Origin of the sequence: Bradyrhizobium sp. AUGA SZCCT0222 (genome assembly GCF_018130205.1) — a bacterium.
In the GTDB taxonomy this organism is placed as follows: domain Bacteria; phylum Pseudomonadota; class Alphaproteobacteria; order Rhizobiales; family Xanthobacteraceae; genus Bradyrhizobium.
The window spans coordinates 130,394-156,092 of record NZ_JAFCLX010000005.1 but is presented as its reverse complement, the minus strand read 5'-3'; the positions used below and the strand labels follow the sequence as shown (position 1 = coordinate 156,092).

Sequence of the window (25,699 nt, the reverse complement as noted above, 5' to 3'; positions counted from 1 at the left end):
GGCTAACGTGCAGGCGCCGCGAACGCAACGCAGACGGTCTTCGGAAAGGAAATCACATTGCAGTCAGTCGTATACAAAAAAATCCCCCGGCTCGATCCCGCGCTCGTCGAACGCGCACGACGCATAAACGTCGCCGACCTGCATGAAGGGTTGGGACCGGTCATTGGGCGACAGTGCCTGATGCAGCCGCAAATGCGCGCATTATTCCCGACCGCCCGGGTCTGCGGTCAAGCGATCACATCCTTCAATTTTCCCGGCGACAATCTCATGCTTCATGCGGCCTTCCGTGTCGCCGAGGCGGGCGACATTCTCGTTCTGACCAATGGCGGCAGCCCGCAAGGCGCGCTGTGGGGAGAAATAGCGACCTACTACAGCCGGATCAGGAAACTGGGTGGAGCGGTGATCGATGGCGCGGCGCGGGACACGCTGCAGATCACCGAGATGGCGTTTCCGGTGTTCGCTTCGCATGTCTCGGTGTCCTATCCCGGCAAACGCGGGCCGGGCGCGGTCAATGTTCCGGTCGTGGTGGCCGGCGCTACCGTCAATCCAGGCGACCTGATCGTCGGAGACGCCGATGGCGTCATCGTCATTCCACCGGCTCATGTCGAAACCACCATCCGCAATGCCGAGGCTCGCATGGTGAAGGAGGCGGAGGTAAAGCGGCGGCTCGACGAAGGGCAGACATTGTACGACGTGGCCGGCATGAAGGCCCTGTTCGAGACTGCTGAAATCGTGGAGATCGACGGTATCTGGAGCGATAGATGAACCGGTAAGCCCGTGGGAACTCCAGTTCGCTACTTCAGGTCCCTCGCCTTGACTGCGATCGCCGCCGCCGCGGTGCGATTTTCCACCCCAAGCTTCGAATAGATCTGCTCGAGGTGCTTATCCACCGTGCGGGGCGAAAGGCCCAAGATTTGCGCGATGTCGCGGTTGGTCTTGCCCTTGGAGAGCCAGGACAGCACTTCGCCTTCGCGCGTGGTCAGCCCAAGCTCGCTGGAGAATTCGGCGGCCGTACCGGCGCTGGCGTCCTTGGCGAGCCGCAGCAGGAACTCGCTGGGACCGGTCTTGCCCATATAGTGCAGCCGGAGCTGCTCGTTGCCGGGAAACGACGCCGTTGCGGCCTTCGAGGCGGCCTTGCCTTCCTGCGCCTGCTCGAGCCATCGCGGCACCGGCTCCGGCAGCACCAGTTCGTCGTCGGCATTGGCGGTGAGCGTTGCCGACAACAACTTCTGTGCCTGCGGCGTCGCCCACAGGATCTTGCCTTGCCCGCTGACCGCCAGCAGATAGCGGCCGGAAACGTCGAGCGCGGTGCGGGCGCTCTGCGTCAGCCGGGCGTTGGCGAGGTGCACCCGAATCCGCGCCAGCATCTCCTCGATCGCAATCGGTTTTGTCACATAGTCGACGCCGCCGGCCTCGAGCCCGCGAACGATGTGTTCGGTTTCCGCGAGGCCGGTCATGAAGATGATGGGAACGTTGACGAGGCCCGCATCGCGCTTGAGCCGTCTGCAGGTTTCAAAGCCGTCCATCCCGGGCATCACGGCATCGAGTAGTACGATATCCGGCGTGATCTGGTCGACGATCCGCATCGCCGAGGCGCCGTCGAGTGCGACCATGACGGTCATGCCGGCACCATCGAGCGCGTCGGTGAGCAGACGCAGCGTCTCCGGGGAATCGTCGACGACGAGGGCGACGTCGCGCTTTTTGGGATCAATGATCATAGCTGTGCAACGTCTTCAGGGTCGCCATGTATTGATCGAGATCGAAGCGGTCGATCAAGGCGCGCATTTGCGTGACGAAGTCGGCATGTTCAGGGAAATCGTTGCCGATTTCATCGAGCTTGAGCTGGATGGCGCGGATATAACCCAGTTGCCCGAGGCCGATCAGTTCCTCGATATGCTGTACCGACGGCCGCGAACCGGTCTCGGGCTTCCAGTGCGGAACGATAATTTGATCGGCTTCGTAGTCCCACTCGAGTTTGAGCAATTGGCGAATGGTTTCCAGCAACTTGGGAATGTCGATCGGTTTCATCAGATAGCCGTCGTGAAATGGCTGCGCCAGCGGCGCGCCGTGTGCTTCCAGCGCACTCGCCGATACCATCAGGATGCGGGCTTGATGGTGTCCGGTCGCGCGCAGCGTCTCCGCCACCGTCCAGCCGTCCATGCCGGCCATCGAGATATCCAGCAGAAACAGATCGGGCCGGCAATGCTGGGCCAACGCCAGGCAGGCGGGCCCGTCCGGTGCGCTGAGCAGGATGAAGCCGAGCGGCGTCAGCACCTCGCGCAGGAGATCGCGATGGGTCGGGTCGTCGTCGGTGATCAGGATCGTCCTGCGCGGGCCGTGATAGCCGAAAATCGGCGCCCCGACGGGTGCGATCTGCGTCGGGTTGGTGACCTCCGACAGCAGGATTTTCATGCGAAAGTTGCTGCCGGTACCGACCGTGCTGGTCACCTTGATGTCGCCGCCCATGACGCCGGCAAGCAACCGGCTGATGGTCAGGCCGAGACCGGTGCCGGTCTGCGGCTGCGAAACCCCGAGTGCGCCGCGTTCGAACGGTGCGAAAATACGCTCGAGATCGCCGGCTTGAATGCCGGGGCCGGTGTCGATCACTTCGAATTCCGCTACCGGGCTGCGGTAATGCACCACGAAGTGCACGCTGCCGGCCTGCGTGAACTTGATGGCGTTCGACAGCAGATTGATCAGGATCTGGCGCAACCGTTTCTCGTCGGCAAAGACCACCACGGGCAGCACCGCCGGGCGCTTGAACACGAAGTCGATGCCCTTGGCGGCCGCCTGCAGCCGGAACATGCCGACCAGCTGATCGAGGAAATCGCTGAGACGGACTTCGTCACGCGACAGATAGAGCCGTCCGGCTTCGATCTTGGAGATGTCCAGAATGCCGTCGATCAGGCCGGACAGATGATCGGCGCTGCGGCGGACCACGCGCACCTGATCGCGCGGTTTTGTCTGCAGGCTGGAATCCTGCTCCAGCAGCTGCGCGTAGCCGCTGATGGCGTTGAGCGGCGAGCGCAGCTCGTGGCTCAACCCGACCACGTAGCGGCTCTTCGCCAGATTGGCGGACTCGGCGACTTCCTTGGCGCGCTGCAGCTCAGCGTCGGTGCGCTTATGCGCGTCGATTTCCTGGATCAGCAGCGTGGTCTGCCGCCTGGTTTCCGCTTCCGCCGCGCGGCGGCTTTGCTGTGCCAGCACGAACAGCCAGGCCACCACGCCGATGATGATCGTGAGCGCGAAGAACACCTTCCAGAGCACATCGGACAGCTGGAGATCGTCGAGCGGAATCGTCGCTGACGTCTGCAGGTAAATCAGCGCGAGCGTCAACCCGACCAGCCCTGCGGAAACCGCGAACACGCCGAGATAGTGCCCAACCTGGGAGTTGATCCGCGCGTAGATCGGTTCAGGCAGCATCTTGCCCAGCGTGTCCGATATCTGCGCCTGAATCCGCGCATGCGGCTTGCAGAGATCGTGGCAGCGCGCGTCCAGCGAACAGCACAGCGAGCATATCGGGCCGGCATAGGCCGGGCAGGAGGCCATGTCCTCGGGCTCGAATGAATGCTCGCAGATACAGCACTGGATTGCTTCGAGGTTCTGCCAGCTCCGCTTCGGCTTGCGCGCGATGTAATACTTGCCGTCGGTCGCCCAGGCGATCAGCGGCGCGGTGACAAAGGCGACTGCGAGCGCGACGAAAGCCGACAGCGCCTTCGGCGTCGGTCCGAACAGGCCGTAGAACGCACTGATGGAAACGATGGTCGCGATCGTCATCGCGCCGACGCCGACGGGGTTGATGTCGTAGAGATGCGCGCGCTTGAACTCGATGTGCTGCGGACGCAAGCCGAGCGGCTTGTTGACGACGAGATCGGCGACCAGCGCGCCAACCCAGGCGATGGCGACGTTGGAATAAAGCGCCAGCGTCTGCTCCAGCGCCTTGTAGACGCCGATTTCCATCAGCAGCAGCGCCACCAGCACGTTGAAGACGAGCCAGACCACGCGGCCGGGATGGCTGTGGGTCAGCCGCGAGAAGAAATTCGACCAGGCGATCGAGCCGGCATAGGCGTTGGTCACGTTGATCTTGATCTGCGAGAGAATGACGAAGGTGCCGGTCAGCGCCAGCACCAGATCGGGCTGCGACAGCACATAACGGAACGCTTCAAGATACATGTGCGCGGGCTCGGCCGCATGCTCGGTGGAAACGCCGTGGCTGAGCGCGAAGTAGGCGAGGAACGAGCCCAGCAGCAGCTTGAGCGCGCCAAAGATGATCCAGCCGGGGCCGGCGCTGAGCATCGCGATCCACCACGACGTCCGCGAGGTCCGACGGTCGCGCGGCAGAAACCGCAGGAAGTCGACCTGTTCGCCGATCTGCGCCACCAGCGAAAACACCACCGAGGCGGCGGTGCCGAACAACAGCAGATCGAGATTCCCGCCGGCGTCGCCGTGCTCGCCGGAGAACTTCCGCCACTCCGTAAACGACTGCGGGTTGGCGTAGGCGATCGCGACAAAGGGGAGGATGTGCAGGATGATCCAGATCGGCTGCGTCCACAGCTGGAAGCGGCTGATCAAAGTGATGCCGTACGTGACCAGCGGAATGATGACGACCGCGCTGATGAGATAGCCGATCGGTCGCGGGATGCCGAAGCACATCTCCAGCGCGCTGGCGAGAATGACTGCCTCGAGCGCGAAAAAGATGAAGGTGAAGGAGGCATAGATCAGCGACGTGATGGTCGAGCCGATATACCCGAACCCCGCGCCGCGGGTCAGCAGGTCGATATCGATGCCGCATTTGGCGGCGTGATAGGCAATCGGCAGTCCGCAGAGGAAGATGATGACGCTGACGACCAGAATGGCGACGACCGCATTGGTAGCACCGTAGTTGAGCGTAATGGTGCCGCCGATTGCTTCCAGCGCCAGGAACGAGATGGCGCCGAGCGCGGTGTTGGCAACGCGGGCGGCGGACCATCGCCGCGCGCTTTTGGCGGTAAAGCGCAGCGCGTAGTCTTCCAGCGTCTGGTTGGCAACCCATTGATTGTATTGGCGCCTGACGCGGTCTATCCGCTGCCGCCCTGCCACTTTGTTGCTCCTGACCCCCAACGACTGACCCAGCAGATCGTCAGCAAACTCCGTACCAAAACCTACGTCGCTATTTTGCGGTGCAGTATACGCAATCTCGCGTATCTGTGCAGTGCACAATATGAGCAATCCTTGCCTGACCAATAAGCGTTCTCGAACCAAAATGGGGTGCTCATGTCAGACGAAATCAAACGGGGGTTGCAGTCTCCGCTTCGCCGTAAATTGCTGATGGGAATGGCGGCACTGCCGGCCATTTCGATGCTGCCGCGCCCGTCTTTCGGCGCCGGTCCCGCGACTTCCGTGGTCAATACGACCGGCCTTGCGGTGACCGATACTGAAGTGACCTGCGGCATCCTGCATTCGGCCACCGGCACGATGGCGATTTCGGAAACCGGTTCGATCCAGGCCGAGAAGCTCGCGATCGAGCAGATCAACGCCATGGGCGGCATCCTCGGCCGCAAGATCAAGTTCATCCAGGAAGACGGCGCCAGCGATTGGCCGACTTTCGCCGAGAAGGCGAAAAAGCTTCTCGTCAACGACAAGGTCGCGGCCATCATGGGCTGCTGGACCTCCGCCTCGCGCAAGGCGGTGCTGCCGGTCATGGAGCAATACAACGGCATGCTCTACTACCCGACCTTCTATGAAGGTCTCGAGCAGTCCAAGAACGTCATCTATACCGGCCAGGAAGCCACCCAGCAGATTCTCGCCGGCCTGAACTGGATCGCCAAGGAGAAGGGCGCGAAATCCTTCTTCTTCATCGGCTCCGACTACATCTGGCCGCGTACCTCGAACAAGATCGCGCGCAAGCACGTCGAGAACGTGCTCAAGGGCAAGGTCGTGGGCGAGGAGTACTACGCGCTCGGCAGCACCCAGTTCAACTCGGTGATCAACAAGATCAAGCTGACCAAGCCCGACGTGATCTTCACCGACGTCGTCGGCGGCTCGAACGTCGCGTTCTACAAGCAGCTCAAGGCGGCCGGTATCGACCTGTCGAAGCAGGCGCTGCTCACGATCTCGGTGACCGAAGACGAAATCGACGGCATCGGTGGCGAGAACATCGCGGGCGCCTATGCCTGCATGAAATATTTCCAGTCACTCGACAATCCGAACAACAAGACGTTCGTCCCGGCCTTCAAGAAGGTGTGGGGCGAGAAGACCGTGATCGGCGACGTGACGCAGGCCGCTTATCTCGGCCCGTGGCTGTGGAAATTGACGGCGGAGAAGGCCGGAAGCTTCGACGTCGACAAGATCGCCGCGGCTTCCGCCGGCGTGGAATTCAAGGGGGCGCCGGAAGGTTACGTGCGCATTCATGAAAACCATCACCTCTGGTCCAAGACGCGGGTCGGGCGCGCCAAGCTCGATGGCCAGTTCGAGCTGATCTTCGAGACCGCCGATCTGATCGAGCCGGATCCGTTCCCCAAGGGCTACCAATAACAAGCGCTACCAATAACAAGGGCTACCAATAAGCGCGCAGGCCTTCTGCGCTTTCCCCCTTAAGCAAGCTCCCTGGCGTGGACCGTCAATCCACGCTTAACACCCCCGCGTCGCGAGCGTGCTCGCGGCGCGGGACTTTCCCTCCGGCGGAGAAGTCAGATGTTCGGCGACTATTCGATTGGCGATCTCGGCTCCATCTTCGTGATGCAGGGGTTTGCCGGCCTGATCCTGTTTTCCGTCTACGTGCTGATGGCGCTGGGTCTTGCGATCATCTTCGGCCAGATGGGCGTCATCAACATGGCCCATGGCGAGTTCATGATCCTGGGGGCCTACGTCACCTGGCTGACGTCGAATTATTTCCAGACCCATCTGCCGTCGTTGTTTTCGGGATACTTCTTCCTCGCGATGCTGCTGGCGTTTCTGGCATCGGGTGCGCTGGGAATGCTGGTCGAATGGGTGCTGATCCGCCATCTCTACAAGCGCCCGCTGGATACGCTGCTCGCCACCTGGGGTTTGAGTCTTATCCTGCAGCAGGCCTATCGTTCGGTGTTCGGCGCCCGTGAAGTCGGCGTCGAACTGCCGCAGTGGATGCTGGGTTCGCTCAAGGTCACCGACAGTGTCGAGGTTCCGATCAACGGTGTCTTTGTGATGTGTCTGACTGTGCTGATCACGATCGTGGTCGCCTATGTCATGTACAAATCGCGCTGGGGACGCCAGGTCCGTGCCGTCGTGCAGAACCGGATCATGGCCGGCGCCGTCGGCATCAACACCGAGAAGGTCGACCGCTACACCTTCGGGCTGGGCTGCGGCATCGCCGGTATCGCCGGCAGCGCCTTCACCATGATCGGTTCGACCGGTCCGACCTCGGGCCAGCTCTACATCGTCGACACCTTCCTGGTCGTCGTGTTCGGCGGCGCCGCCAGCCTGCTCGGCACCATCGCCTCCGCGTTCTCGATCTCGCAGACCCAGTCGACGCTGGAGTTCTTCATGTCGGGCTCGATGGCCAAAGTGCTCACGCTGCTTGCCGTCGTCGGAATTCTGATGCTGCGGCCGCAGGGTCTGTTCGCCCTCAAGGTTCGCAAGTGAGCAATAGGGGGCTGAAGACATGACCAATTCGCGCTTTGCTAGCCGATCGGAGCTCATCGGGATCCTGGTGCTCGCCATCTTCCTGGTGGTGATCCTGCCGCTCTGTCTCGATGTCTTTCGGCTGAACCTGGTCGCGAAATACCTCACCTATGCCTTTGTGGCGCTCGGGCTGGTGATCTGCTGGGGCTATGGCGGCATCTTGAGCCTCGGGCAGGGCGTGTTCTTCGGCCTCGGCGGCTACTGCATGGCGATGTTCCTCAAGCTGGAAGCCTCGAGCGTCGAGAACACCAAGATCCAGTCCACGCCCGGCATTCCGGATTTCATGGACTGGAATCAGATCACGGCACTGCCGATGTTCTGGCAGCCGTTTCACAGCCTGACCCTGACCATCATCGCCATCATCGTGGTGCCTGGCCTGTTTGCCCTGATCATCGGTGCCGCGATGTTCAAACGCCGCGTCGGCGGCACTTACTTTGCGATCATCACCCAGGCCGTCGCCGCGATCCTGACCATCCTGATCGTCGGGCAGCAGGGCTACACCGGCGGCATCAACGGGATGACCGACCTGCGTACCCTCAAGGGCTGGGACATCCGGCCGGACCATGCCAAGGTCGTGCTGTATTTCTTCGAGGTCGCCTGCCTGTTCGGCTGCATCTTCATCGCCCAGTTCATCCGGCATTCGAAGTTAGGACGCATCCTGGTCGCGATGCGTGACAAGGAGGACCGCGTCCGGTTCTCCGGCTACAGCGTCGCCAACTTCAAGATCTTCGCTTTCTGCGTCGCCGCGGTGTTCGCCGCGATCGGCGGCGCCATGTTCGCGCTCAATGTCGGTTTCATGTCGCCGTCCTTTGTCGGCATCGTGCCGTCGATCGAGATGGTGATCTACACGGCGGTGGGCGGCCGGCTCTCGATCCTGGGTGCGGTATACGGCACGCTGCTGGTCAATTTCGCGAAAACCAGCCTGTCGGAATCCTTTCCCGAATTGTGGCTGTTCGGGCTCGGCGGATTGTTCATCGCCGTCGTGCTCGCCTTCCCCAACGGCCTTGCCGGCATCTGGCAGGATCACGTTCAGCCGCGGATCGACCGCCTGCTCAGCTCGCGCAAGCCGAAGTCCGAGGCAGGCTGGACCGACAGTTCGGTCGCCGACGGCGCCCCGGCAGAATGAGGAGTTAGGTCATGCTCATCGGTCACCACGGTTGCCGATGCCACACTGGCAGAATGAGGAGTTAGGTCATGCTCATCGGTCACCAGCCCAAGGAGTTCCTGCTCGCGGTCGAGGCGCTCACGGTTTCCTTTGACGGCTTCAAGGCGGTCAACGATCTCTCCTTCTATGTCGAGGAGAACGAGATCCGTGTCATCATCGGCCCCAACGGCGCCGGCAAGACCACTGTGCTCGATCTGATCTGCGGCAAGACCAAGGCCACCTCAGGCTCGATCCAGTTTCGCGGCAAGGAGCTGACGAAACTGAAGGAGAACCAGATCGTGCAGGCCGGGGTGGGACGCAAGTTCCAGACGCCGTCGATTTATGACGACCTCACCGTGTTCGAGAATCTCGAGATCTCCTTTCCGCGCGGCCGCACCGTGTTCGGCTCGCTGACCTTCACGCGCGACGCCGTGGTGCGCGACCGCGTCCACGAAGTCGCCGAGATGATCTTTCTGAAGGACCGGCTGCATATGAGCGCCGAACTGCTGAGCCACGGCCAGAAGCAATGGCTCGAGATCGGCATGCTGCTGATCCAGGATCCCGACCTGCTGATGCTCGACGAACCCGTCGCCGGCATGAGCGTCAGCGAGCGCGCCAAGACTGCCGAATTGCTCAATCGCATCATCAAGGATCGCTCGGTGCTGGTGATCGAGCACGACATGAAATTCGTCGAGGACATCGCGCACAAGGTCACGGTGCTGCACCAGGGCCAGATCCTGTCGGAAGGCACGATGGAAAAGGTTCAGAACGATCCGAAGGTCATCGAAGTTTACTTAGGGCATTAGCGCATGATCCCGGGAAGTGGCGTCCGGTTTCCGGACAGGATGATGCGTAAAAGATGAGGAGCACGTCGATGCTGGCTATCTCGGATCTTCACGTCGCCTACGGCCAGAGCGAGGTGCTGCACGGCCTCAACGTATCGGTCGCGCCCAACGAGATCGTCGCGATCATGGGCCGCAACGGCATGGGCAAGACCACGCTGATGAAGTCGCTGATGGGTATCGTGCCGGCCAAGAGCGGTTCGGTGACCATGGAAGGCACCGAGCTCAGCAAGCTGCACAGCTATGAACGCGTCGCCAGGGGACTTGCCTACGTACCGCAGGGCCGCATGATCTTCTCCACCATGACGGTGAAGGAGAACATCGAGACCGGCCTCGTCGTGTCCGGCGAGAAGGATGTTCCGGGCAGCATCTATGAGCTGTTTCCGGTATTGCTGGAAATGAAGAACCGCCGCGGCGGCAATCTCTCCGGCGGGCAGCAGCAACAGCTCGCGATTGCCCGCGCGCTCGCCACCAAGCCGAAAGTGCTGCTGCTGGACGAGCCGACCGAAGGCATCCAGCCGTCGATCATCAAGGACATGGCGCGCACCTTGAAGCGCATTCGCGACGAGCGCGGCCTGTCGATCGTCGTCTCCGAACAGGTCCTGAGCTTCGCGCTCGATGTCGCCGACCGCGTGCTTGTCATCGAGAACGGCGAGATCGTCCGCGACGATCCGCGCGACGATGTCGATGCCGCGCAGATCTCGAAATATCTGTCCGTCTAGAGCGTGATCCGGAAAAGTGTGAAGCGGTTTTCCGAAAAGATCACGCTCAAAAAATGAAGCAGTATCAACGTCTGTAAAAAGGGGAGCCTGCAATGCCAGATACACTGATCAAGGTCGATCTAACGAAATCGGCCTACGAAAACGACAAGATCCACAACCGCTGGCACCCCGAGATCCCGATCGTGGAATGGGTCAGCCCGGGCGACGACTTCATCATCGAAACCGTCGACTGGACCGGCGGCTTCATCAAGAACAACGATTCCGCCGACGACGTGCGCGACATCGATCTGTCGATCGTGCACTTCCTGTCCGGCCCGATCGGCGTCAAGGGCGCCGAGCCCGGCGATTTGCTGGTGGTCGATCTGCTCGACGTCGGCCCGCTGAAGGAGAGCCTGTGGGGTTTCAACGGCTTCTTCTCCAAGAAGAACGGCGGCGGCTTCCTGACCGATCATTTCCCGCTGGCGCAGAAATCGATCTGGGACATCAAGGGCCTCTATACGTCGTCGCGCCACATCCCCGGCGTCAACTTTGCCGGGCTCATTCATCCCGGCCTGATCGGCTGCCTGCCCGATCCGAAAATGCTGGCGACCTGGAATGCGCGTGAAGCCGAGCTGATCGCGACCAACCCGACCCGCGTACCGGGATTGGCCAACCCGCCATTCGCACCTACCACGCATGCCGGTCAGGCCAAGGGCGATGCCAAGGCCAAGATCGCCGCCGAGGGCGCCCGCACCGTGCCGCCGCGCGAACATGGCGGCAATTGCGACATCAAGGACCTGTCGCGCGGCTCGAAGATCTACTTCCCGGTCTATGTGCCCGGCGGCGGTCTCTCGATGGGCGATCTGCATTTCAGCCAGGGCGACGGCGAGATCACCTTCTGCGGCGCCATCGAGATGGCCGGCTGGCTGCACATCAAGGTCGATGTGATCAAGGACGGCGTCGCCAAATACGGCATCAAGAATCCCGTGTTCAAGCCGTCGCCGATCACGCCGAACTACAAGGATTACCTGATCTTCGAAGGCATCTCGGTCGACGAAGCCGGCAAGCAGCACTATCTCGACGTGCACATCGCCTACCGGCAGGCCTGCCTGAACGCGATCGAGTACCTGAAGAAGTTCGGCTACTCCGGCGCGCAGGCCTATTCGATCCTGGGCACGGCGCCGTGTCAGGGCCACATCTCCGGCGTGGTCGACGTGCCGAACGCCTGCGCCACGCTGTGGCTGCCGACGGAGATTTTTGACTTCGACATCATGCCGTCGTCGGCGGGCCCGATCAAACACATCAAGGGCGACATCCAGATGCCGCTGTCACAGGACAAGTAATCCCTGCGCGAGAAGGATGCGGGACGGCGGCGTATTGGCCGCCCCGCATCCGCCGTGCCCCCTCGACGAGTCAGCGCAAGGATAGTGCAATGCCGGTCTACGAATATCTCTGCAATGATTGCGGCCCGTTCACCGACATGCGGCCGATGGCCGAATGCGATGCGCCGCAGGATTGCCCGCAATGCGAAACCGAGTCGCCGCGCGTGATCCTCACGGCGCCGGCGTTCTTCTGCATGCCGTCGGACAAGCGCAAGGCCCATGCCACCAACGAACGCAGCGCCAACGCGCCAAAGACCCTCGACCAGTACAAGGCCTCGCATGCCCCGGGCTGCGGCTGCTGTTCAAGCAAGAAGCCGGCGCGGCTGATGAAGCAGACCAGAAGCGGCGCCAAGAGTTTCCCGACCGCGCGGCCGTGGATGATCAGCCACTAGAGCGTTTTCAAGCGAAGTGGATACCGGTTCGCGTGAAGAAAACGCGTCAAAACAAAAGATAGAGCCCCGTTCCGATTCCATCGGAACGGAAAAGGCTCTGATGCCTCGACGGCAGAGTTGAACAGAATAGGAGAGGCGAACGCCATGCTTCACGGTGACATTTCCTCGAGCAACGACACGGTCGGCGTCGCCGTCGTCAATTACAAAATGCCGCGCCTGCACACCAAAGCGGAGGTGCTCGAAAACGCCCGCAAGATCGCCGACATGGTGTTGGGCATGAAGCTCGGCCTGCCGGGCATGGATCTGGTGATCTTCCCGGAATATTCCACCCACGGCATCATGTACGACTCCAAGGAGATGTACGAGACCGCCTCCGTCGTGCCCGGCGAGGAAACCGCGATCTTCGCCGAAGCCTGCCGCAAGGCGAAAGTGTGGGGCGTGTTCTCGCTCACCGGCGAGCGTCATGAGGAGCATCCGCACAAGGCGCCGTACAACACCCTGATCCTGATGAACGACAAGGGCGAGATCGTCCAGAAATACCGCAAGATCATGCCCTGGGTGCCGATTGAAGGCTGGTATCCCGGCAATTGCACCTATGTGTCCGACGGTCCGAAAGGGCTGAAGGTCAGCCTGATCATCTGCGACGACGGCAATTTTCCCGAAATCTGGCGCGATTGCGCCATGAAGGGCGCCGAGCTGATCGTGCGCTGCCAGGGCTATATGTATCCGGCCAAGGAGCAGCAGGTGTTGATCTCCAAGGCGATGGCCTGGGCCAACAATGTCTATGTCGCGGTCGCCAATGCCGCCGGCTTCGACGGCGTGTATTCCTATTTCGGTCACTCCGCGATCATCGGCTTCGACGGCCGCACGTTGGGCGAGACCGGCGAAGAGGAATACGGCATCCAGTATGCAGCGCTGTCGAAGAACCTGATCCGCGATGCCCGCCGCAACAACCAGTCGCAGAACCATCTCTACAAGCTGGTCCATCGCGGTTACACCGGCATGATCAATTCCGGCGAAGGCGCGAAGGGCCTTGCTACCTGTCCTTACGACTTCTATTCGAAGTGGATCGCCGATCCCGAAGGCACGCGCGAAATGGTCGAGGCGATGACCCGCTCCACCCCGGGAACCGACGAATGCCCGATCGACGGCATCCCGAACGAGAAATCCGCGACCAATTACTAGACAGCCGAAACAGCGCGCGCACGATGCCGACGCGGTCCCGGCCCTGGGCGGGGATCGATGACGGATAGCGGTGTGCGACATTTTGTTGGATGGCTTGCCGAGCCGTAGCGGGTGGGCCGAGCAGCCCGCCTGCGCCCCGATGAGCTTTCCAGTCCGTCTTCGCTTTCGCTGCGCTCAAGCTACGCCGGACACCACGCTTCACCCTTCGGCCCCGCTTGGCTGCGCCACGCGTAGCCCGAAGGGCGAAGCGTGGTGGGCCCGGCAGGACTCGAACCTGCAACCAGACCGTTATGAGCGGCCGGCTCTAACCATTGAGCTACAGGCCCCGCCGCGACGGCCGATTTGAGGCGGCCGGCAACGGTGCGGGCATCGTTTACAGTGATGATCTCAATCCCGCAATGCGGTGATTACAATCCCGCAATGCCGGGGTTAATCCACCGAAACGCCGGCAAATTCCACGACTTTTCGCCATTTCTCGGTCTCGCCGGCGACGAGCTTGCCGAATTCGGCTGGTGTCATCGGCTTCGGAATGCCGCCGACCTCGGCGAGCCGCGCCACCAGCTTGGGGTCCTTCAGCGCTTCGCCGACCGCCTTGTTGAGGATATCGATGACCTCCTGCGGCGTGCCCTTCGGCACCGAGATGCCGTAAAAGCCGACGGACTCGAAGCCCGGCACGGTTTCGGCGATCGCGGGCACGTCCGGCACCGTCGGCCAACGCTGCGGGGAGGTGACCCCGAGCGCGCGAACGGTGCCGCCCCGAACCTGTTCGAGCGCCGACGGCAGATTGTCGAAGATCAACTGCACCTTGTCGGAAATGATGTCCGGAAATGCCAGCGCCGAGCCGCGATAGGGCACGTGCAGCATGTCGCATTTGGTCATCGCCTTGAACAGTTCTGCCGACATGTGCACCGACGTGCCATTGCCCGATGACGCATAGGAGATCTTGCCGGGGTTCGCCTTGCAGTAGTCGATGAACTCCTGAACGGTTTTCGCCGGCGTCGCGTTCGACACCACGAACATATTGGTGAGTTGCATGATGCTGGCGACCGGCGCGGTATCGCGCAGGAAGTCAAACGGCAGTTTCTTGTAGAGCGAGGTCGAGATCGCGTTGTTGGGCGCGACGAACAGCAGCGTGTAGCCGTCCGGCGGCGAGCTGATCGCCGCAGCCGCGGCGATATTGCCACCGGATCCGGTGCGGTTTTCGACCACGAATTGCTGGTTGAAATGGTCCGACAGCCACTGGCTCATGATACGCGCGACGATATCGACCGGGCCTCCGGCGGCAAAGCCGATCACCCATTTCACCGGACGGGTGGGGTAATCGGCGGCGGCGGAAGGGGAGGTGTTGGCCGCAAAGCTGAAAAGGCAAACCAGACCAAGCAATGCTTTTCGCGAAAATCGGATCATTATGCTTCCCGTCATTTTCTTGTTACCGTTGCGGCCATGCTTTCATAAAAGCCCGCGCTTGCCTACAACCTCCACGGCGCCTTGATTGGTCATTTCTCCCGGGCGCAGACCTGCTCCTGGAAACACGCTTGAGGCCAAACATGAAACTCGCTCATATTGTCTGCGCCGGCGTTGTTCTGCTGGCGGGTGGCGCTGCGGCGCAAGATGGAGGCAAGGCCATTACAAAAACAACAATCAGCCTGGGAACGGCGACACCGGGCGGCGGCTTCCCGGTCTATGGTAACGCCTTCGCGGAAGTCATGAACGCAGCCGATCCGACGCTGTCGATCGAGCCGCGCAACACCAAGGGCAGCAGCGAGAACATTCCGCTGCTCGAGACGGACGGGCTCGATATCGCGCTGGTGGCCGGGGAGCCCTCCTACGAAGCCTTCATGGGCATCGGGCGGGCGCCGACCAGGCTGAAGATCCTGACCGCGATGTATTCCAGCCCGGGCATGTTCGTGGTGCGCGCCGACAGCCCCTACAAGACCATTCGCGATCTCGTCGGCCAGCCGGTGGCGTTCGGCGCCAAAGGCTCGGGTCTGCCGATCCTGTCGCGCTACATGCTCGACGGCATCGGGCTGAAGCAGGACGAGGATTTCAAGTCGATCTATCTCGACCGCGCCGGCGACGGACCGGCCATGGTGCAGGACGGCCGTGCCGCGGCGCTGTGGGGCGCGGGCATCGGCTGGCCCGGCTTCAAGAGCATGGCGGAAAGCCCCGGCGGCGCCCGCTTCATCGCGCCCGACGCCGGCGAGATCGCCAAGGTCCGCGCCAAGCATACCTTCCTCAAGCCGCTGACGGTGCCCGCCAACAGCTATCCGAACCAGCCGGCGGCGATCGATTCGATCGGCTCATGGAGTTTTGTCCTCGCGCGCGAAAGCCTGCCGGATGACGTGGCCTATCGGCTGGCGAAGACGCTGCACGGCGCGGAGGGGGCGCTGTGCAAGAAACTGCCGCAGGCCTGCGAGACAACGGCGGTGAACACGGCCGCGGCTGCGCCTAATGTGCAGCTGATCCATCCGGGCGTGCTGAAATATTTCCGCGAAGTTGGGGTGGTGAAGTAGTTGCTGTCGTCCCGGACAAGCGAAGCGCGATCCGGGACCCATACGCCGCGGCGGTTGTTGTTGGGCGGAATAGTCGACGGCTTTTTTCCAACAACAGATGACCGGGATTATGGGTCCCGGCCTTCGCCGGGACGACCACTGAGGGCTGGCTACTTCTTCGCCATCGCACATGCCGGATCAATAGGCCCGAACGCCTCGTCGCCGGGGATCTTGGCCAGGATCTTGTAATAGTCCCACGGATATTTTGATTCTTCCGGCTTCTTGACCTCGACCAGCCAGAGGTCATGCACCATCAGATTGTCCTCGCGCAGCTTGCCGTTGCGCGAGAAAAAGTCCTCGATCGGCTTTTCGCGCATCTTTGCCGCCACTTTCAGCGGCTCGTCGGTACCCGACTCCTTGATGGCGTTGAGATAATACATCACCGAGGAATAGACGCCGGCCTGCCACATCGTCGGCATCCGGTTCATCTTGGCGAAATAGCGCTTCGACCATTCGCGGGTCTTGTCGTCCATGTCCCAGTAGAACGAGGTCGTCAGCAGCAGGCCCTGCGCCGCCGGCAATCCGAGCGAATGAATGTCGGTGATCAGCGCCAGCAACGCTGCCATCTGCTGGCCACCCTTTAAGACGCCAAACTCCGAGGCGGTCTTGATCTCGTTCATGTTGTTCGGCGGGCCGGCGGCGATGCCGATGATCTTGGCCTTGGATGCCTGCGCCTGCAGCACGAAGGACGACAGGTCTGAAGTAGCGAGCGGCGGCTTCACCGAACCCAGCACCTTGCCGCCATTGGCGGTGACCACCGCAGCGGCGTCGCGTTCGAGCGCGTGGCCGAATGCATAATCGTCGGTGATGAAGAACCAGCTATCGCCGCCGCGCTTCACCACCGCCTGCGCGGTGCCGGCCGCGAGCGAGCGGGTGTCGATCACCCACTGCATCGCGTAAGGAGAGCAGAATTTGCCGTGGAAATCCGCGGCCAGGGTCGAATGCGTGATGAACAGCTTCTTCTTCTCGTTGGCGACGTTCTGCACCGCCAGCCCGACCGCCGAGACCGGCACGTCGACGATCAGGTCGACCTGGTCGACATCGTACCATCGCCGTGCGATGCCGCCGCCGATATCCGGCTTCAGTTGATGGTCGCCGACGATCAGGCTGATCGGCTTGCCCAGCACCTTGCCGCCGAAATCGTCGATCGCCATCTGCGCGGCCGTGACCGAGCCCTGACCGGTCGGCGTCGCCGCCGGGCCGTTCATATCGGTGAGAACGCCGATCTTGACGATCTCATCGGACACTTGTGCGAGCGCCGCTGATGATACCAGCATCGCAGCGGCAAGCGCGCCCAGCATGGATAGGTTTTTGACGAACATCCCCTCTTCTCCCTGTGAACAGGCACGTTGGCCGTGTGTGTCTTCAGGCGGTTGCTTTCCGCCAATTAGTCCCATCTGCAACTAAAGCTAATTGGTCCCGATTGCAACTAATTTGAGCCGGCGTCAACTTGGTCGAAAGGAGGGGCCGACCGCCAGCGGTATCGGGTTCTGTTTATTTTCGGGCCGATTCAGGGCATAGCGGGCCATGACCCCGAACCAGCGCCTGCCGACTTCGCTTACGCCGCTCGATGTGGCGCTCACCGCCCTGTTGCACGGCGTCGAGCCGGTAACGCCTGCGGAACTGCCGCTAGCGGAGGCGCTGCGTTGTATTGCCGCCGACATGCCGCCGTCGGGCGCGTTGCCGCCGCACGACATTGCCGCCAGCGACGGCTTTGCGTTGCGCGCCCGCGATCTCGTCGGCGCGTCGTCCTATTCGCCATTGCCATTGGCGGCGTTGCCGGTCTGGGTCGAAGTGGGTGATACGATGCCCGACGGCTGCGACTGCGTGCTCGATGCCGATTCCGTCGAGCTATCAGGCCCGATGCCGCAGGTGCTGGCGGAAGCGATCCCGGGGCAGGGCGTGCGCCGGGCCGGTGGTGACATTGCCGCAGGCAGCAGTGTGGTCGAGGCCGGGCGGCGCGTGCTGGCACGTGACCTCATGATCGCGCGGGCGGCGGGAATAGAGCGGCTGAAGGTGCGCCAGCCTCGCCTGCGCCTCGTCAATATTCCCGGCGGCTCGGTGACGTCGGATTTGATCGCGGAGAGCGCGCGCACCGCCGGCGCCGATGTGGTGTCCGTTACCGCTGTTGGCCGCGATGCCGCATCGATTGTCGCGGCGATCGACGTCGGCGCATGCGACCTGCTGTTGATTGTCGGCGGCAGCGGCGTCGGCCGCACCGACGCGACGGTGACGGCATTGGCCCGATGCGGCGAAGTCATTGCCCATGGCATCGCCGTGCAGCCCGGCCGCACCTCGGCGGTCGGCCGCATCGGTAACACGCCCGTGGTCGTGCTGCCGGGTGCGCCCGATCAGGCGTTCGCGGCGTGGTGGACGCTGGCGTTGCCCGCACTCGACCGGCTGTCGGGGCGGCGGCCGCGCAAGACGCTCAATCTGCCGCTGGCGCGCAAGATCGCCTCCGGGGTTGGCATTGCGGAAGTCGTGCTGCTGGAGCGAAAAGCGGGAGCCTGGGTGACGCTGGCGGTCGGGGACCTGTCGCTCGATGCGATCGCCCGCGCCGAGGCCTGGTTAACCGTACCGGGCGGCGCGGAAGGATTTGCTGCAGGCAGCAGCGTCGATGGCTATATGCTGCGGGAATGATATGGATGCCGGCATGACCACGCCCTCGCCGAAAGACCGTGAACCTGTCGATCAGGACCAGTTCTTGATCATCCTGTCGCGCGAGGAAGCGCTGGCGCGGTTTGAAGCCGCGCTGTTTCCGCGCGCGGTGCCCAGCGAGCGGTGGGCGCTCGCGGATGCACTCGGCTGCGCGTTGGCCGAAGATATCGTGGCACCGATCGATGTGCCGCCGTTCGATCGTTCCAACGTCGATGGTTTTGCGGTGCGTTCCGCCGATCTCGCTTCATCAGGTGAAGCAACGCCGGTGCGGATGATGCTGAACGACGAGGTGATCGCCTGCGGCACTGCGCCGACGCGGCCGGTGCTGTCGGGCACCGCCACGTCGATTGCGACCGGCGGTCCGGTGCCACGCGGCGCCGACGCCATCGTAATGGTCGAGCACACTCAGCCGGCGGGAACCCGCGCGATCGAAATTCGCCGCGCCGCTTCGCCCGGTCAGTTCGTGTCCTATGCCGGCTCCGACATCGCGCGCGGCGAGGCGCTGCTGCGCGCCGGCACTATGATTGGCTCGCGCGAGATCGGGATGCTGGCGGCCTGCGGTATCGCGCAAATCGCCGTCGCGCGCCCGCTGCGCGTCGCCATTATCTCGACCGGCGATGAACTGGTGCAGCCGGGTTCGCCGCTGCGCCCGGCCGCGATCTACGATACCAATGGCGCGATCGTCACCGCGGCGATATCGGAGAATGGCGGCGAGGCGATATTTCTGGGCGCCATTCCCGACGACGAGGCGCAGCTTGAATCGGCGATGCGCAGTGCGCTGCAAATCAGCGACATGCTTGTGCTCTCGGGCGGCACCTCGAAGGGCGCTGGAGATGTGACCCACCGCATCATCGCGCGGCTCGGCAAGCCCGGTATTATTGCGCATGGCGTCGCGCTGAAGCCGGGCAAGCCGCTCTGCCTCGCGGTTTGCGACGGCAAGCCGGTGGTGATCCTGCCGGGATTCCCGACCTCGGCGATGTTCACCTTCCACGACATGATCGTGCCGGTGCTGCGGCGCATGGCGGGCCTGCCGCCGCGTTTGGACGCCAAGGTCAGCGCCAGGATTCCGGTGCGGATCGCCTCCGAACTCGGGCGCACCGAATTCGTCATGGTCTCGCTGGTCGAGGGAACGGACGGTCTGATCGCCTATCCCACGGGCAAGGGCTCGGGCGCGATCACCTCATTCGCGCAGGCCGATGGTTTTCTGCGCATCGATGCGCTGGCCGACCAGATGCCGGCAGGCACTGATGCCGAAGTGACGCTGTTCACGCCGCATGTGCGGGTGCCTGATCTCGTGATCGTCGGCAGCCACTGCACCGGGCTCGATCTCGTCACCGCGCCGCTGGCGCGCAACGGGCTTTCGGTGCGATCGATCGCGGTCGGCAGCCTCGGTGGCCTCGCGGCAGCCAAGCGCGGCGAATGCGATTTCGCGCCGATCCATCTGTTCGACGACAAGACCGAGACCTACAACACGCCCTATCTCACCGACGGACTTGAACTGGTGCCGGGCTGGCGGCGGATGCAGGGCATCGTGTTCCGCAAGGGGGATACGCGCTTCGAGGGCCTGGGCGCCGAGGCCGCGGTGCGTGCGGCGCTCGCCGATCCCGCCTGCATCATGGTCAACCGCAACCAGGGCGCCGGCACGCGCATCCTGATCGACCGGCTGCTGGCGGGTGCCAGGCCCGACGGTTACTGGAATCAGCCGCGCTCGCACAACGCGGTCGCCGCCGCCGTGGCGCAGCATCGCGCCGACTGGGGCATGACCATCGCGCCGGTGGCCCATGCATCCGACCTGGGTTTCATTCCCTTTGCCGAAGAGCATTATGATTTCGCGCTGGTGACGGCGCGCAAGCAGCGGGCGGCGGTACAAGCTTTTCTCGACGCGCTGGCGTCGGATGAGGGCCGCGCGGCGCTGGAAAGCGCCGGATTTCGACCGGCCTGAAATGGCGGGGAGGCGATGACGCGGCGTCTTTCGATTGCGATCATCGGCGCTGGCATGGGCGGCCTCGCGTCATCAGCGGCGCTGCGCCGGGTCGGCATCGACGTCACCGTCTATGAGCAGGCCTCGCAATTCGCGCGATTGGGCGCCGGCATCCAGATCGGCTGCAACGCCATGAAGGTGCTGCGCGGGCTGGGGCTCGAGGAACGACTGCGCAGTCAGTCGTTCTATCCACGCTCCTGGAACAACCGCGACTGGCGCACCGGCGAAGTCAAGTTCGACATGATTTTTGGCGAGAGCGCCGAACAGAAGTTTGGCGCGCCCTATCTGCTGGCGCATCGCGGCGATTTGCATGCGGCGCTGGCCGGTGCCGTTCCCGATGAATGCGTCGAGCTCGGCCATAAGCTGGTCGGGCTGGACGAGACCAGCGACGGCGTCCGACTCTCTTTCGCGAATGGTGAAACCGCGATCGCCGACGCCGTCATCGGCGCCGATGGCATCCACTCCGTCGTCCGAGACATCCTGTTCGATACTTCGCCGGTGCACTTTACCGGGCGCATCGCTTACCGAACCACTTATCCGGCTGCGTTGCTCGGCGGCGAAAAAATCGACGACTGCACCAAATGGTGGGGCGAGGACCGGCACATCGTCATCTACTACGTCAAGCCGGACCGCAGCGAAATCTATCTCGTCACCAGCCAGCCGGAACCGGAGTTCCGGATCGAGTCGTGGTCGGCCAAGGGCGACGTTAGGGAATTGCGCAAGGCTTTTGCGGGCTTCGATCGCCAGGTCGAGCAGGTGTTGGCCGCGTGCCCGGACGTGCACAAATGGGCGATCGTCGACCGCAATGCGCTGGAACGCTGGGGCGAGGGCAACCTGACGCTACTCGGCGACGCCTGCCATCCGATGACGCCCTACATGGCGCAGGGCGCGGCGATGGCGATAGAGGACGCCGCCGTGCTGTCGCGCTGCCTCGACGGCGTCGAGCGGGATGGCGTTCCGAATGCGTTTCGAAGGTTTGAGGCAACCCGCAAGGAGCGAACCGCGCGGATCCAGCAGACCTCGCGCACCAATACCTGGCTCAGCGGAAAGACCGATACCGATTGGGTCTATGGCTACGATGCCTGGACCGTGCCGCTGGCGGCGTGAAGTCATACAGGGCCGCGCCCCATTGTCGTCCCGGCGAAGGCCGGGACCCATACGCCGCGGCTCGGCTGATGAATGGCGGTGGTTGATGCCTTGTCTTAACTCACAACGTCCTGTGGTTATGGGTCCCGGCCTTCGCCGGGACGACGACGGAGAGAGTTGAATCAACCCCCATCCAGCGCGGCCAGCCGGTCCGCTTCCGCAATGTCATCCATGGTGTTGGCATTGAAAAACGGGTCGATCGGTTCTACCTGCCAGGTCACGGTGGCGAGGCGGTAGCGCGCGGTCCAGCGGTCGATCTTCCTGACGTCCTCGACAACAAGTGCGTGGCGGAGTTGTTCGCGCAAGGCCACGCTCCACAGGCCGATCACCGGATGCGACTGGCCGTCGGAAGCCGCGACCGCAAGCTCAGCTTTCTCCTCCCGTAGCGCCGCAACGAGACGCGCCACGAGATCGCGCGGCAGGAACGGGCAGTCCGCCGCGGCACTCAGCACCCACTTGACCTCCGGCCGGTTGGCAGCGGCCCAATCCAGCGCCGCCAGGATGCCGGCCAGCGGTCCGGGAAAATCGGCGACGCCGTCGGGGATGACCGGCAGCCCGAACGCCGCAAAGCGCGCGGGATCGCCGTTGGCATTGAGAATGAGCCCGTCGCATTGCGGCTGCAGCCGCGCGATCACGCGGTCGAGGATGGTGCGGCCGCCGATTGTGCGCATCGGCTTGTCGCCGCCGCCCATCCGCCGCGCCAGGCCGCCGGCGAGCAGCACACCGGGTACTACTTCACTCGTCACGGTCTTCGCCCTTGCGCTTGTGCCGCGCCGATTCCTCTTCGACAAAGGCCAGATTCTGGTCGAACACGATGCGCTCCTGGCCTGACAGCGCGATGAACCGCTTTCCCCGCGTGCGTCCGACCAGCGTCAGCCCGACCTGCCGCGCCAGCTCGACGCCCCATGCGGTAAAACCCGAGCGCGACACCAGGATGGGAATTCCCATCCGCACCGTCTTGATCACCATTTCGGAGGTCAGCCGTCCCGTGGTGTAGAGAATCTTGTCGCCGGGATCGACGCCGTGGCGATAGATCCAGCCCGCGATCTTGTCGACGGCGTTATGGCGGCCGACATCCTCGGTGTAGCAGACCGGCGTGCCCTGCTTGCACAGCACGCAACCATGGATCGCGCCGGCCTCGAGATAGAGCGAGGGCATGGTGTTGATCGCATGCGTCATCTCGTAGAGCCAGGAGGTGCGCAGCTCCGCCTTCGGCAGTGCGACGCTTTCCACGGCTTCCAAGAGATCGCCGAACGCGGTGCCCTGCGCGCAGCCCGAGGTCTGCGTGCGCTTCTTCAGCTTGGCCTCGAAATTGGTGTGGTGCTCGGTGCGCACCACCACCACCTGCAGGTCGTCGTCATATTCGACCTCGGTGACGACGTCGTCATATTTCAGCATGTTCTGGTTCAAGAGATAGCCGAGCGCGAGATATTCCGGGTAGTCGCCGATCGTCATCATGGTGACGATCTCCTGCGCGTTCAAATACAGCGTCAGTGGCCGCTCCACCGGCACCCTGATTTCCACCGTGGCGCCGGTCTGGTCGGTCCCGGTGACGCGCTCGGTCAGCCTGGGATCATCAGGATTGGGCACGATCAGGGGGACGGGGGCTTTGTCGATCTTCATCATTTCCGCAGGTTAGCATGACATTGGGTCCTAACCGATATAGACCATCTCCGGAAATGGGCGAAATGGCCGCCACGATCGTCATTGCGAGCGTAGCGAAGCAATCCATTTCACGGCTCGGTGAAGACAGAATGGATTGCTTCGTCGCTCCGCTCCTCGCAATGACGGTGATGGTCAGGGTTCCGGAGAACAGGATGAAAGTGATTGGCCTCGCGGGATGGAGCGGCGCCGGCAAGACCACCTTGCTGGCGCGGGTGATCCCGCATTTGCTGAAAGACGGCCTGCGGGTTTCCGTGATCAAGCACGCCCATCACGCCTTCGACGTCGATATTCCCGGCAAGGATTCCTGGCGGCATCGCGAGGCCGGCGCCACCGAGGTTTTGGTGTCGTCCGCGCGGCGATGGGCCCTGATGCATGAATTGCGCGGCGCCGAAGAGCCGCGTCTGCCGGAACTGCTGGCCCGGATGTCGCGGGTTGATCTCGTCGTCATTGAGGGATTCAAGCGCGAGCCGCACCGCAAGATCGAGGTTTTCCGCGCCGCCAACGGCAAGCCGTTTTTGTTCCCCGATGATCCCGGCGTGGTCGGCCTCGCCACCGATACCGCGGTTGAAACCAGGCTTCCCACCGCCCATCTCGATGATATCGAGGCAATTGCCGCGATGATGCTGCGCTCGGCGATTTCGGTCGAAGAGGTGCTGGCAAAGAGCGAAGCGGAGAGCTAACTCGCGATGGCGCAATTGTCCGACGATTGCTTTGCCTTCGGCGGTCCGATGATGTCGGTCGATGAGGCCGTCGGCATCATCGCTGCGCGCGTCACGGCCGTGCAGGAGGTCGAGACCGTCGCGCTTGCCAATGCCGACGGACGGGTGCTCGCGAAGGACGTTTCGGCGCCGCTGCCGCTGCCGCCCTTCACCAATTCCGCCGTCGATGGCTACGCGGTGTCGGGCCGCGATCTGCCCAAAGACAAGGAGCAGGGGTTTGCGGTGACCGGCCGCGTGCAGGCCGGCGCTTCCGCAGGCGCGCCGATCAAGCCGGGCGAGGCGGTCCGCATCTTCACGGGTGCGCCGATGCCCGACGGCGCCGACACCGTGTTCATGCAGGAAGACGTTCGCCTCGACGACGGCAAGGTGGTGCTTCCAGCGGGGCTGAAGCCCGGCGCCAATGTTCGTCCCGCGGGCGAGGATATCCCGTTGGGTCACGCGGCATTGAAGGCCGGACAAAGACTGCGACCGCAGGATGTGGCGCTGGCAGCCGCATTCGGCCTGACGGAACTTGGCGTCAACAGGCGCATCCGTGTCGCGGTGTTCTCCACCGGCAATGAGCTGGTTTCGCCGGGCGAGCCACGCGCGGCGGCGCAGCTGTTCGATTCAAACCGTTTTATGCTGATGGCGATGCTGGCGCGGCTCGGCTGCGAGGTCAGCGACCTCGGCATTATCAGGGACGAGCCCACCGCGCTCGCTGCCGCACTAAGGAAAGTCGCCAGCGCCCATGATCTGATCCTCACCACCGGCGGCGTATCGACGGGCGAAGAAGATCACGTCAAGGCCAGCGTCGAAAGCGTAGGCTCGCTCGTGCTGTGGCGGATGGCGATCAAGCCGGGACGTCCCGTGGCGATGGGGATCATCGGCGGCACACCGTTCATCGGCCTGCCGGGCAATCCAGTGGCGAGTTTTGTAACCTTCGCTCACGTGGTGCGGCCGACGATCCTGGCCTTGTCGGGAGCGCGGCAACAGAAGCTGGTGCCGATGCCGGTTCGCGCCGCCTTCGCCTACAAGAAGAAAATCGCCCGCCGCGAATATGTCCGCGTCACCCTGCGCAAGGCCGGGGATGGTGCGCTCGAAGCGGTGAAGTTTCCGCGCGAAGGAGCGGGGCTGTTGTCCTCGCTGGTCGACACCGACGGCCTTGTCGAACTCGGCGAAGAGATCACGCTTGTCGAGCCTGGCCAGACCGTCGGCTTCCTGTCCTATGCAAGCTTGATCTGAAGCCTCATTGACGATGCGCATCCGCTTCGCCATGTTCCCCCGATGACCACGACAAAGCTCGATCTCACCGGTCTCAAATGCCCGCTGCCGGCGCTGAAGACGCGCAAGGCGCTGAAGTCGGTCAAACCTGGCGAGCGGCTTGAAGTCCACTGCACCGATCCGCTGTCGGTGATCGATATCCCGAATCTGATCCGCGAAACCGGTGACAAGGTCGAGATCACGGAGCGCGCGGAGACCCGCATCGTGTTTCTGATCGAAAAGGCGAACGGCGGAAACTAGGACAAGTCATTTTGAATCGGTATCGACCGATTGCAAAACCAAATCGATACGCATCCCCTATCGCATCATGAGACAGCTTTATTGATCTTTCGATCGATTCCAGTTCTCATTCGTTGATCGAGAAGATGGCTTCGACGCGAAGCCTCGTCCGGGAGGCGAGCGGCATGACCGCGCCAGACGTGTCGCCTTAAATG

At 62.9% G+C, this 25,699-nt stretch carries 22 protein-coding genes and 1 tRNA gene; 16 read left to right on the top strand and 7 right to left on the bottom strand.

The genetic code is table 11. The features are described 5' to 3' along the window. Positions 1 to 57 precede the first annotated feature (57 nt). Entirely contained in the window at positions 58 to 765 is a 708-nt protein-coding gene (locus JQ629_RS06135; protein WP_212411861.1) for an RraA family protein, read from the top strand. A 29-nt stretch (positions 766 to 794) separates the two neighbouring features. Here the strand turns inward: JQ629_RS06135 and JQ629_RS06130 are convergent, their stop codons facing one another. Together JQ629_RS06130 and JQ629_RS06125 are read right to left on the bottom strand one after the other, a co-directional pair. After that, on the bottom strand, positions 795 to 1,718 hold the full coding sequence (locus JQ629_RS06130) for a response regulator transcription factor (protein ID WP_212266064.1): 924 nt from the start codon (positions 1,716 to 1,718) through the stop codon (positions 795 to 797). Next, positions 1,708 to 5,079: a hybrid sensor histidine kinase/response regulator gene (locus tag JQ629_RS06125; RefSeq protein ID WP_212411860.1), complete on the bottom strand. Its 3,372-nt coding sequence runs from the start codon at positions 5,077 to 5,079 to the stop codon at positions 1,708 to 1,710. The genes JQ629_RS06130 and JQ629_RS06125 overlap by 11 nt, the downstream gene beginning before the upstream one ends. A 174-nt stretch (positions 5,080 to 5,253) precedes the next feature. Here JQ629_RS06125 and urtA point away from each other — a divergent pair, with 174 nt between their 5' ends. The 8 genes from urtA (at position 5,254) to JQ629_RS06085 (ending at position 13,284) form a co-directional block, all read left to right on the top strand. Continuing rightward, complete coding sequence (urtA, locus tag JQ629_RS06120) at positions 5,254 to 6,513, top strand: urea ABC transporter substrate-binding protein (protein WP_212411859.1); 1,260 nt, start codon at positions 5,254 to 5,256, stop codon at positions 6,511 to 6,513. A 159-nt stretch (positions 6,514 to 6,672) separates the two neighbouring features. Beyond that, positions 6,673 to 7,599 carry an urea ABC transporter permease subunit UrtB gene (gene urtB, locus JQ629_RS06115; protein WP_212411858.1) on the top strand — a complete coding sequence of 309 codons (927 nt, stop codon included), beginning with the start codon at positions 6,673 to 6,675 and terminating at the stop codon, positions 7,597 to 7,599. Positions 7,600 to 7,618: 19 nt separating this feature from the next. Then, on the top strand, positions 7,619 to 8,764 hold the full coding sequence (gene urtC / locus JQ629_RS06110) for an urea ABC transporter permease subunit UrtC (RefSeq protein ID WP_212411857.1): 1,146 nt from the start codon (positions 7,619 to 7,621) through the stop codon (positions 8,762 to 8,764). Positions 8,765 to 8,832: 68 nt separating this feature from the next. Next, positions 8,833 to 9,588 (top strand): urea ABC transporter ATP-binding protein UrtD, encoded by a 756-nt coding sequence (gene urtD, locus JQ629_RS06105; protein WP_212411856.1) that lies wholly within the window; start codon positions 8,833 to 8,835, stop codon positions 9,586 to 9,588. Positions 9,589 to 9,656: 68 nt separating this feature from the next. Next, entirely contained in the window at positions 9,657 to 10,346 is a 690-nt protein-coding gene (gene urtE, locus JQ629_RS06100) for an urea ABC transporter ATP-binding subunit UrtE (protein ID WP_212411855.1), read from the top strand. A gap of 92 nt (positions 10,347 to 10,438) precedes the next feature. After that, positions 10,439 to 11,668, top strand: a complete 1,230-nt coding sequence (fmdA, locus tag JQ629_RS06095) for a formamidase (protein ID WP_212266069.1) — start codon at positions 10,439 to 10,441, stop codon at positions 11,666 to 11,668. 89 nt (positions 11,669 to 11,757) lie between these two features. Continuing rightward, positions 11,758 to 12,099, top strand: coding sequence for an FmdB family zinc ribbon protein (locus tag JQ629_RS06090; protein WP_212266070.1), 342 nt, complete (start codon positions 11,758 to 11,760; stop codon positions 12,097 to 12,099). Positions 12,100 to 12,243: 144 nt separating this feature from the next. Beyond that, on the top strand, positions 12,244 to 13,284 hold the full coding sequence (locus tag JQ629_RS06085) for an aliphatic amidase (RefSeq protein ID WP_212411853.1): 1,041 nt from the start codon (positions 12,244 to 12,246) through the stop codon (positions 13,282 to 13,284). Positions 13,285 to 13,534: 250 nt separating this feature from the next. On the opposite strand, the gene JQ629_RS06080 is transcribed toward JQ629_RS06085, so the two are convergent. Together JQ629_RS06080 and JQ629_RS06075 are read right to left on the bottom strand one after the other, a co-directional pair. Beyond that, a tRNA-Ile gene (locus JQ629_RS06080) sits at positions 13,535 to 13,610 on the bottom strand. Between the two features lie 103 nt (positions 13,611 to 13,713). Continuing rightward, entirely contained in the window at positions 13,714 to 14,706 is a 993-nt protein-coding gene (locus JQ629_RS06075) for a Bug family tripartite tricarboxylate transporter substrate binding protein (RefSeq protein ID WP_502752443.1), read from the bottom strand. A 125-nt stretch (positions 14,707 to 14,831) separates the two neighbouring features. On the opposite strand from JQ629_RS06075, the gene JQ629_RS06070 reads away from it, so the two are divergent. Continuing rightward, positions 14,832 to 15,797 (top strand): TAXI family TRAP transporter solute-binding subunit, encoded by a 966-nt coding sequence (locus tag JQ629_RS06070; protein ID WP_212411849.1) that lies wholly within the window; start codon positions 14,832 to 14,834, stop codon positions 15,795 to 15,797. A gap of 149 nt (positions 15,798 to 15,946) precedes the next feature. Here JQ629_RS06070 and JQ629_RS06065 read toward each other — a convergent pair whose 3' ends face one another. Continuing rightward, on the bottom strand, positions 15,947 to 17,158 hold the full coding sequence (locus JQ629_RS06065) for an ABC transporter substrate-binding protein (protein WP_212411847.1): 1,212 nt from the start codon (positions 17,156 to 17,158) through the stop codon (positions 15,947 to 15,949). A gap of 205 nt (positions 17,159 to 17,363) precedes the next feature. Between JQ629_RS06065 and JQ629_RS06060 the strand changes: the two genes are divergently transcribed. From JQ629_RS06060 to JQ629_RS06050, 3 genes are read left to right on the top strand one after another with little or no spacing between them, the layout of a single operon-like run. Continuing rightward, positions 17,364 to 18,476, top strand: coding sequence for a molybdopterin-binding protein (locus JQ629_RS06060; RefSeq protein WP_212411845.1), 1,113 nt, complete (start codon positions 17,364 to 17,366; stop codon positions 18,474 to 18,476). Positions 18,477 to 18,489: 13 nt separating this feature from the next. Then, positions 18,490 to 20,436, top strand: a complete 1,947-nt coding sequence (locus tag JQ629_RS06055) for a molybdopterin biosynthesis protein (RefSeq protein ID WP_212411842.1) — start codon at positions 18,490 to 18,492, stop codon at positions 20,434 to 20,436. A 15-nt stretch (positions 20,437 to 20,451) separates the two neighbouring features. Then, positions 20,452 to 21,582, top strand: a complete 1,131-nt coding sequence (locus JQ629_RS06050) for an FAD-dependent monooxygenase (RefSeq protein ID WP_212411840.1) — start codon at positions 20,452 to 20,454, stop codon at positions 21,580 to 21,582. 161 nt (positions 21,583 to 21,743) lie between these two features. Here the strand turns inward: JQ629_RS06050 and mobA are convergent, their stop codons facing one another. After that, complete coding sequence (gene mobA, locus JQ629_RS06045) at positions 21,744 to 22,367, bottom strand: molybdenum cofactor guanylyltransferase MobA (RefSeq protein WP_349631214.1); 624 nt, start codon at positions 22,365 to 22,367, stop codon at positions 21,744 to 21,746. Then, positions 22,357 to 23,247: a formate dehydrogenase accessory sulfurtransferase FdhD gene (locus JQ629_RS06040; protein ID WP_212411836.1), complete on the bottom strand. Its 891-nt coding sequence runs from the start codon at positions 23,245 to 23,247 to the stop codon at positions 22,357 to 22,359. Before JQ629_RS06040 ends, mobA begins: the two co-directional genes overlap by 11 nt. Before the next feature lie 191 nt (positions 23,248 to 23,438). On the opposite strand from JQ629_RS06040, the gene mobB reads away from it, so the two are divergent. The 3 genes from mobB to JQ629_RS06025 are packed head-to-tail and all read left to right on the top strand — an operon-like array spanning position 23,439 to position 25,505. Then, complete coding sequence (gene mobB, locus JQ629_RS06035; RefSeq protein ID WP_212000351.1) at positions 23,439 to 23,966, top strand: molybdopterin-guanine dinucleotide biosynthesis protein B; 528 nt, start codon at positions 23,439 to 23,441, stop codon at positions 23,964 to 23,966. 6 nt (positions 23,967 to 23,972) lie between these two features. After that, complete coding sequence (locus JQ629_RS06030; RefSeq protein WP_212411833.1) at positions 23,973 to 25,226, top strand: molybdopterin molybdotransferase MoeA; 1,254 nt, start codon at positions 23,973 to 23,975, stop codon at positions 25,224 to 25,226. A 42-nt stretch (positions 25,227 to 25,268) separates the two neighbouring features. Further along, positions 25,269 to 25,505, top strand: a complete 237-nt coding sequence (locus JQ629_RS06025; RefSeq protein ID WP_212000343.1) for a sulfurtransferase TusA family protein — start codon at positions 25,269 to 25,271, stop codon at positions 25,503 to 25,505. Positions 25,506 to 25,699: the final 194 nt, after the last annotated feature.

Coding starts and splice junctions, on each gene's coding strand:
- JQ629_RS06130 (WP_212266064.1), bottom strand. CDS start 1,718: ATGATCATTGATCCCAAAAAGCGCGACGTCGCCCTCGTCGTCGACGAT.
- urtA (WP_212411859.1), top strand. CDS start 5,254: ATGTCAGACGAAATCAAACGGGGGTTGCAGTCTCCGCTTCGCCGTAAA.
- urtB (WP_212411858.1), top strand. CDS start 6,673: ATGTTCGGCGACTATTCGATTGGCGATCTCGGCTCCATCTTCGTGATG.
- urtC (WP_212411857.1), top strand. CDS start 7,619: ATGACCAATTCGCGCTTTGCTAGCCGATCGGAGCTCATCGGGATCCTG.
- urtD (WP_212411856.1), top strand. CDS start 8,833: ATGCTCATCGGTCACCAGCCCAAGGAGTTCCTGCTCGCGGTCGAGGCG.
- urtE (WP_212411855.1), top strand. CDS start 9,657: ATGCTGGCTATCTCGGATCTTCACGTCGCCTACGGCCAGAGCGAGGTG.
- fmdA (WP_212266069.1), top strand. CDS start 10,439: ATGCCAGATACACTGATCAAGGTCGATCTAACGAAATCGGCCTACGAA.
- JQ629_RS06090 (WP_212266070.1), top strand. CDS start 11,758: ATGCCGGTCTACGAATATCTCTGCAATGATTGCGGCCCGTTCACCGAC.
- JQ629_RS06085 (WP_212411853.1), top strand. CDS start 12,244: ATGCTTCACGGTGACATTTCCTCGAGCAACGACACGGTCGGCGTCGCC.
- JQ629_RS06075 (WP_502752443.1), bottom strand. CDS start 14,706: ATGACGGGAAGCATAATGATCCGATTTTCGCGAAAAGCATTGCTTGGT.
- JQ629_RS06070 (WP_212411849.1), top strand. CDS start 14,832: ATGAAACTCGCTCATATTGTCTGCGCCGGCGTTGTTCTGCTGGCGGGT.
- JQ629_RS06065 (WP_212411847.1), bottom strand. CDS start 17,158: ATGTTCGTCAAAAACCTATCCATGCTGGGCGCGCTTGCCGCTGCGATG.
- JQ629_RS06060 (WP_212411845.1), top strand. CDS start 17,364: ATGACCCCGAACCAGCGCCTGCCGACTTCGCTTACGCCGCTCGATGTG.
- JQ629_RS06055 (WP_212411842.1), top strand. CDS start 18,490: ATGACCACGCCCTCGCCGAAAGACCGTGAACCTGTCGATCAGGACCAG.
- JQ629_RS06050 (WP_212411840.1), top strand. CDS start 20,452: ATGACGCGGCGTCTTTCGATTGCGATCATCGGCGCTGGCATGGGCGGC.
- JQ629_RS06040 (WP_212411836.1), bottom strand. CDS start 23,247: ATGATGAAGATCGACAAAGCCCCCGTCCCCCTGATCGTGCCCAATCCT.
- mobB (WP_212000351.1), top strand. CDS start 23,439: ATGAAAGTGATTGGCCTCGCGGGATGGAGCGGCGCCGGCAAGACCACC.
- JQ629_RS06030 (WP_212411833.1), top strand. CDS start 23,973: ATGGCGCAATTGTCCGACGATTGCTTTGCCTTCGGCGGTCCGATGATG.
- JQ629_RS06025 (WP_212000343.1), top strand. CDS start 25,269: ATGACCACGACAAAGCTCGATCTCACCGGTCTCAAATGCCCGCTGCCG.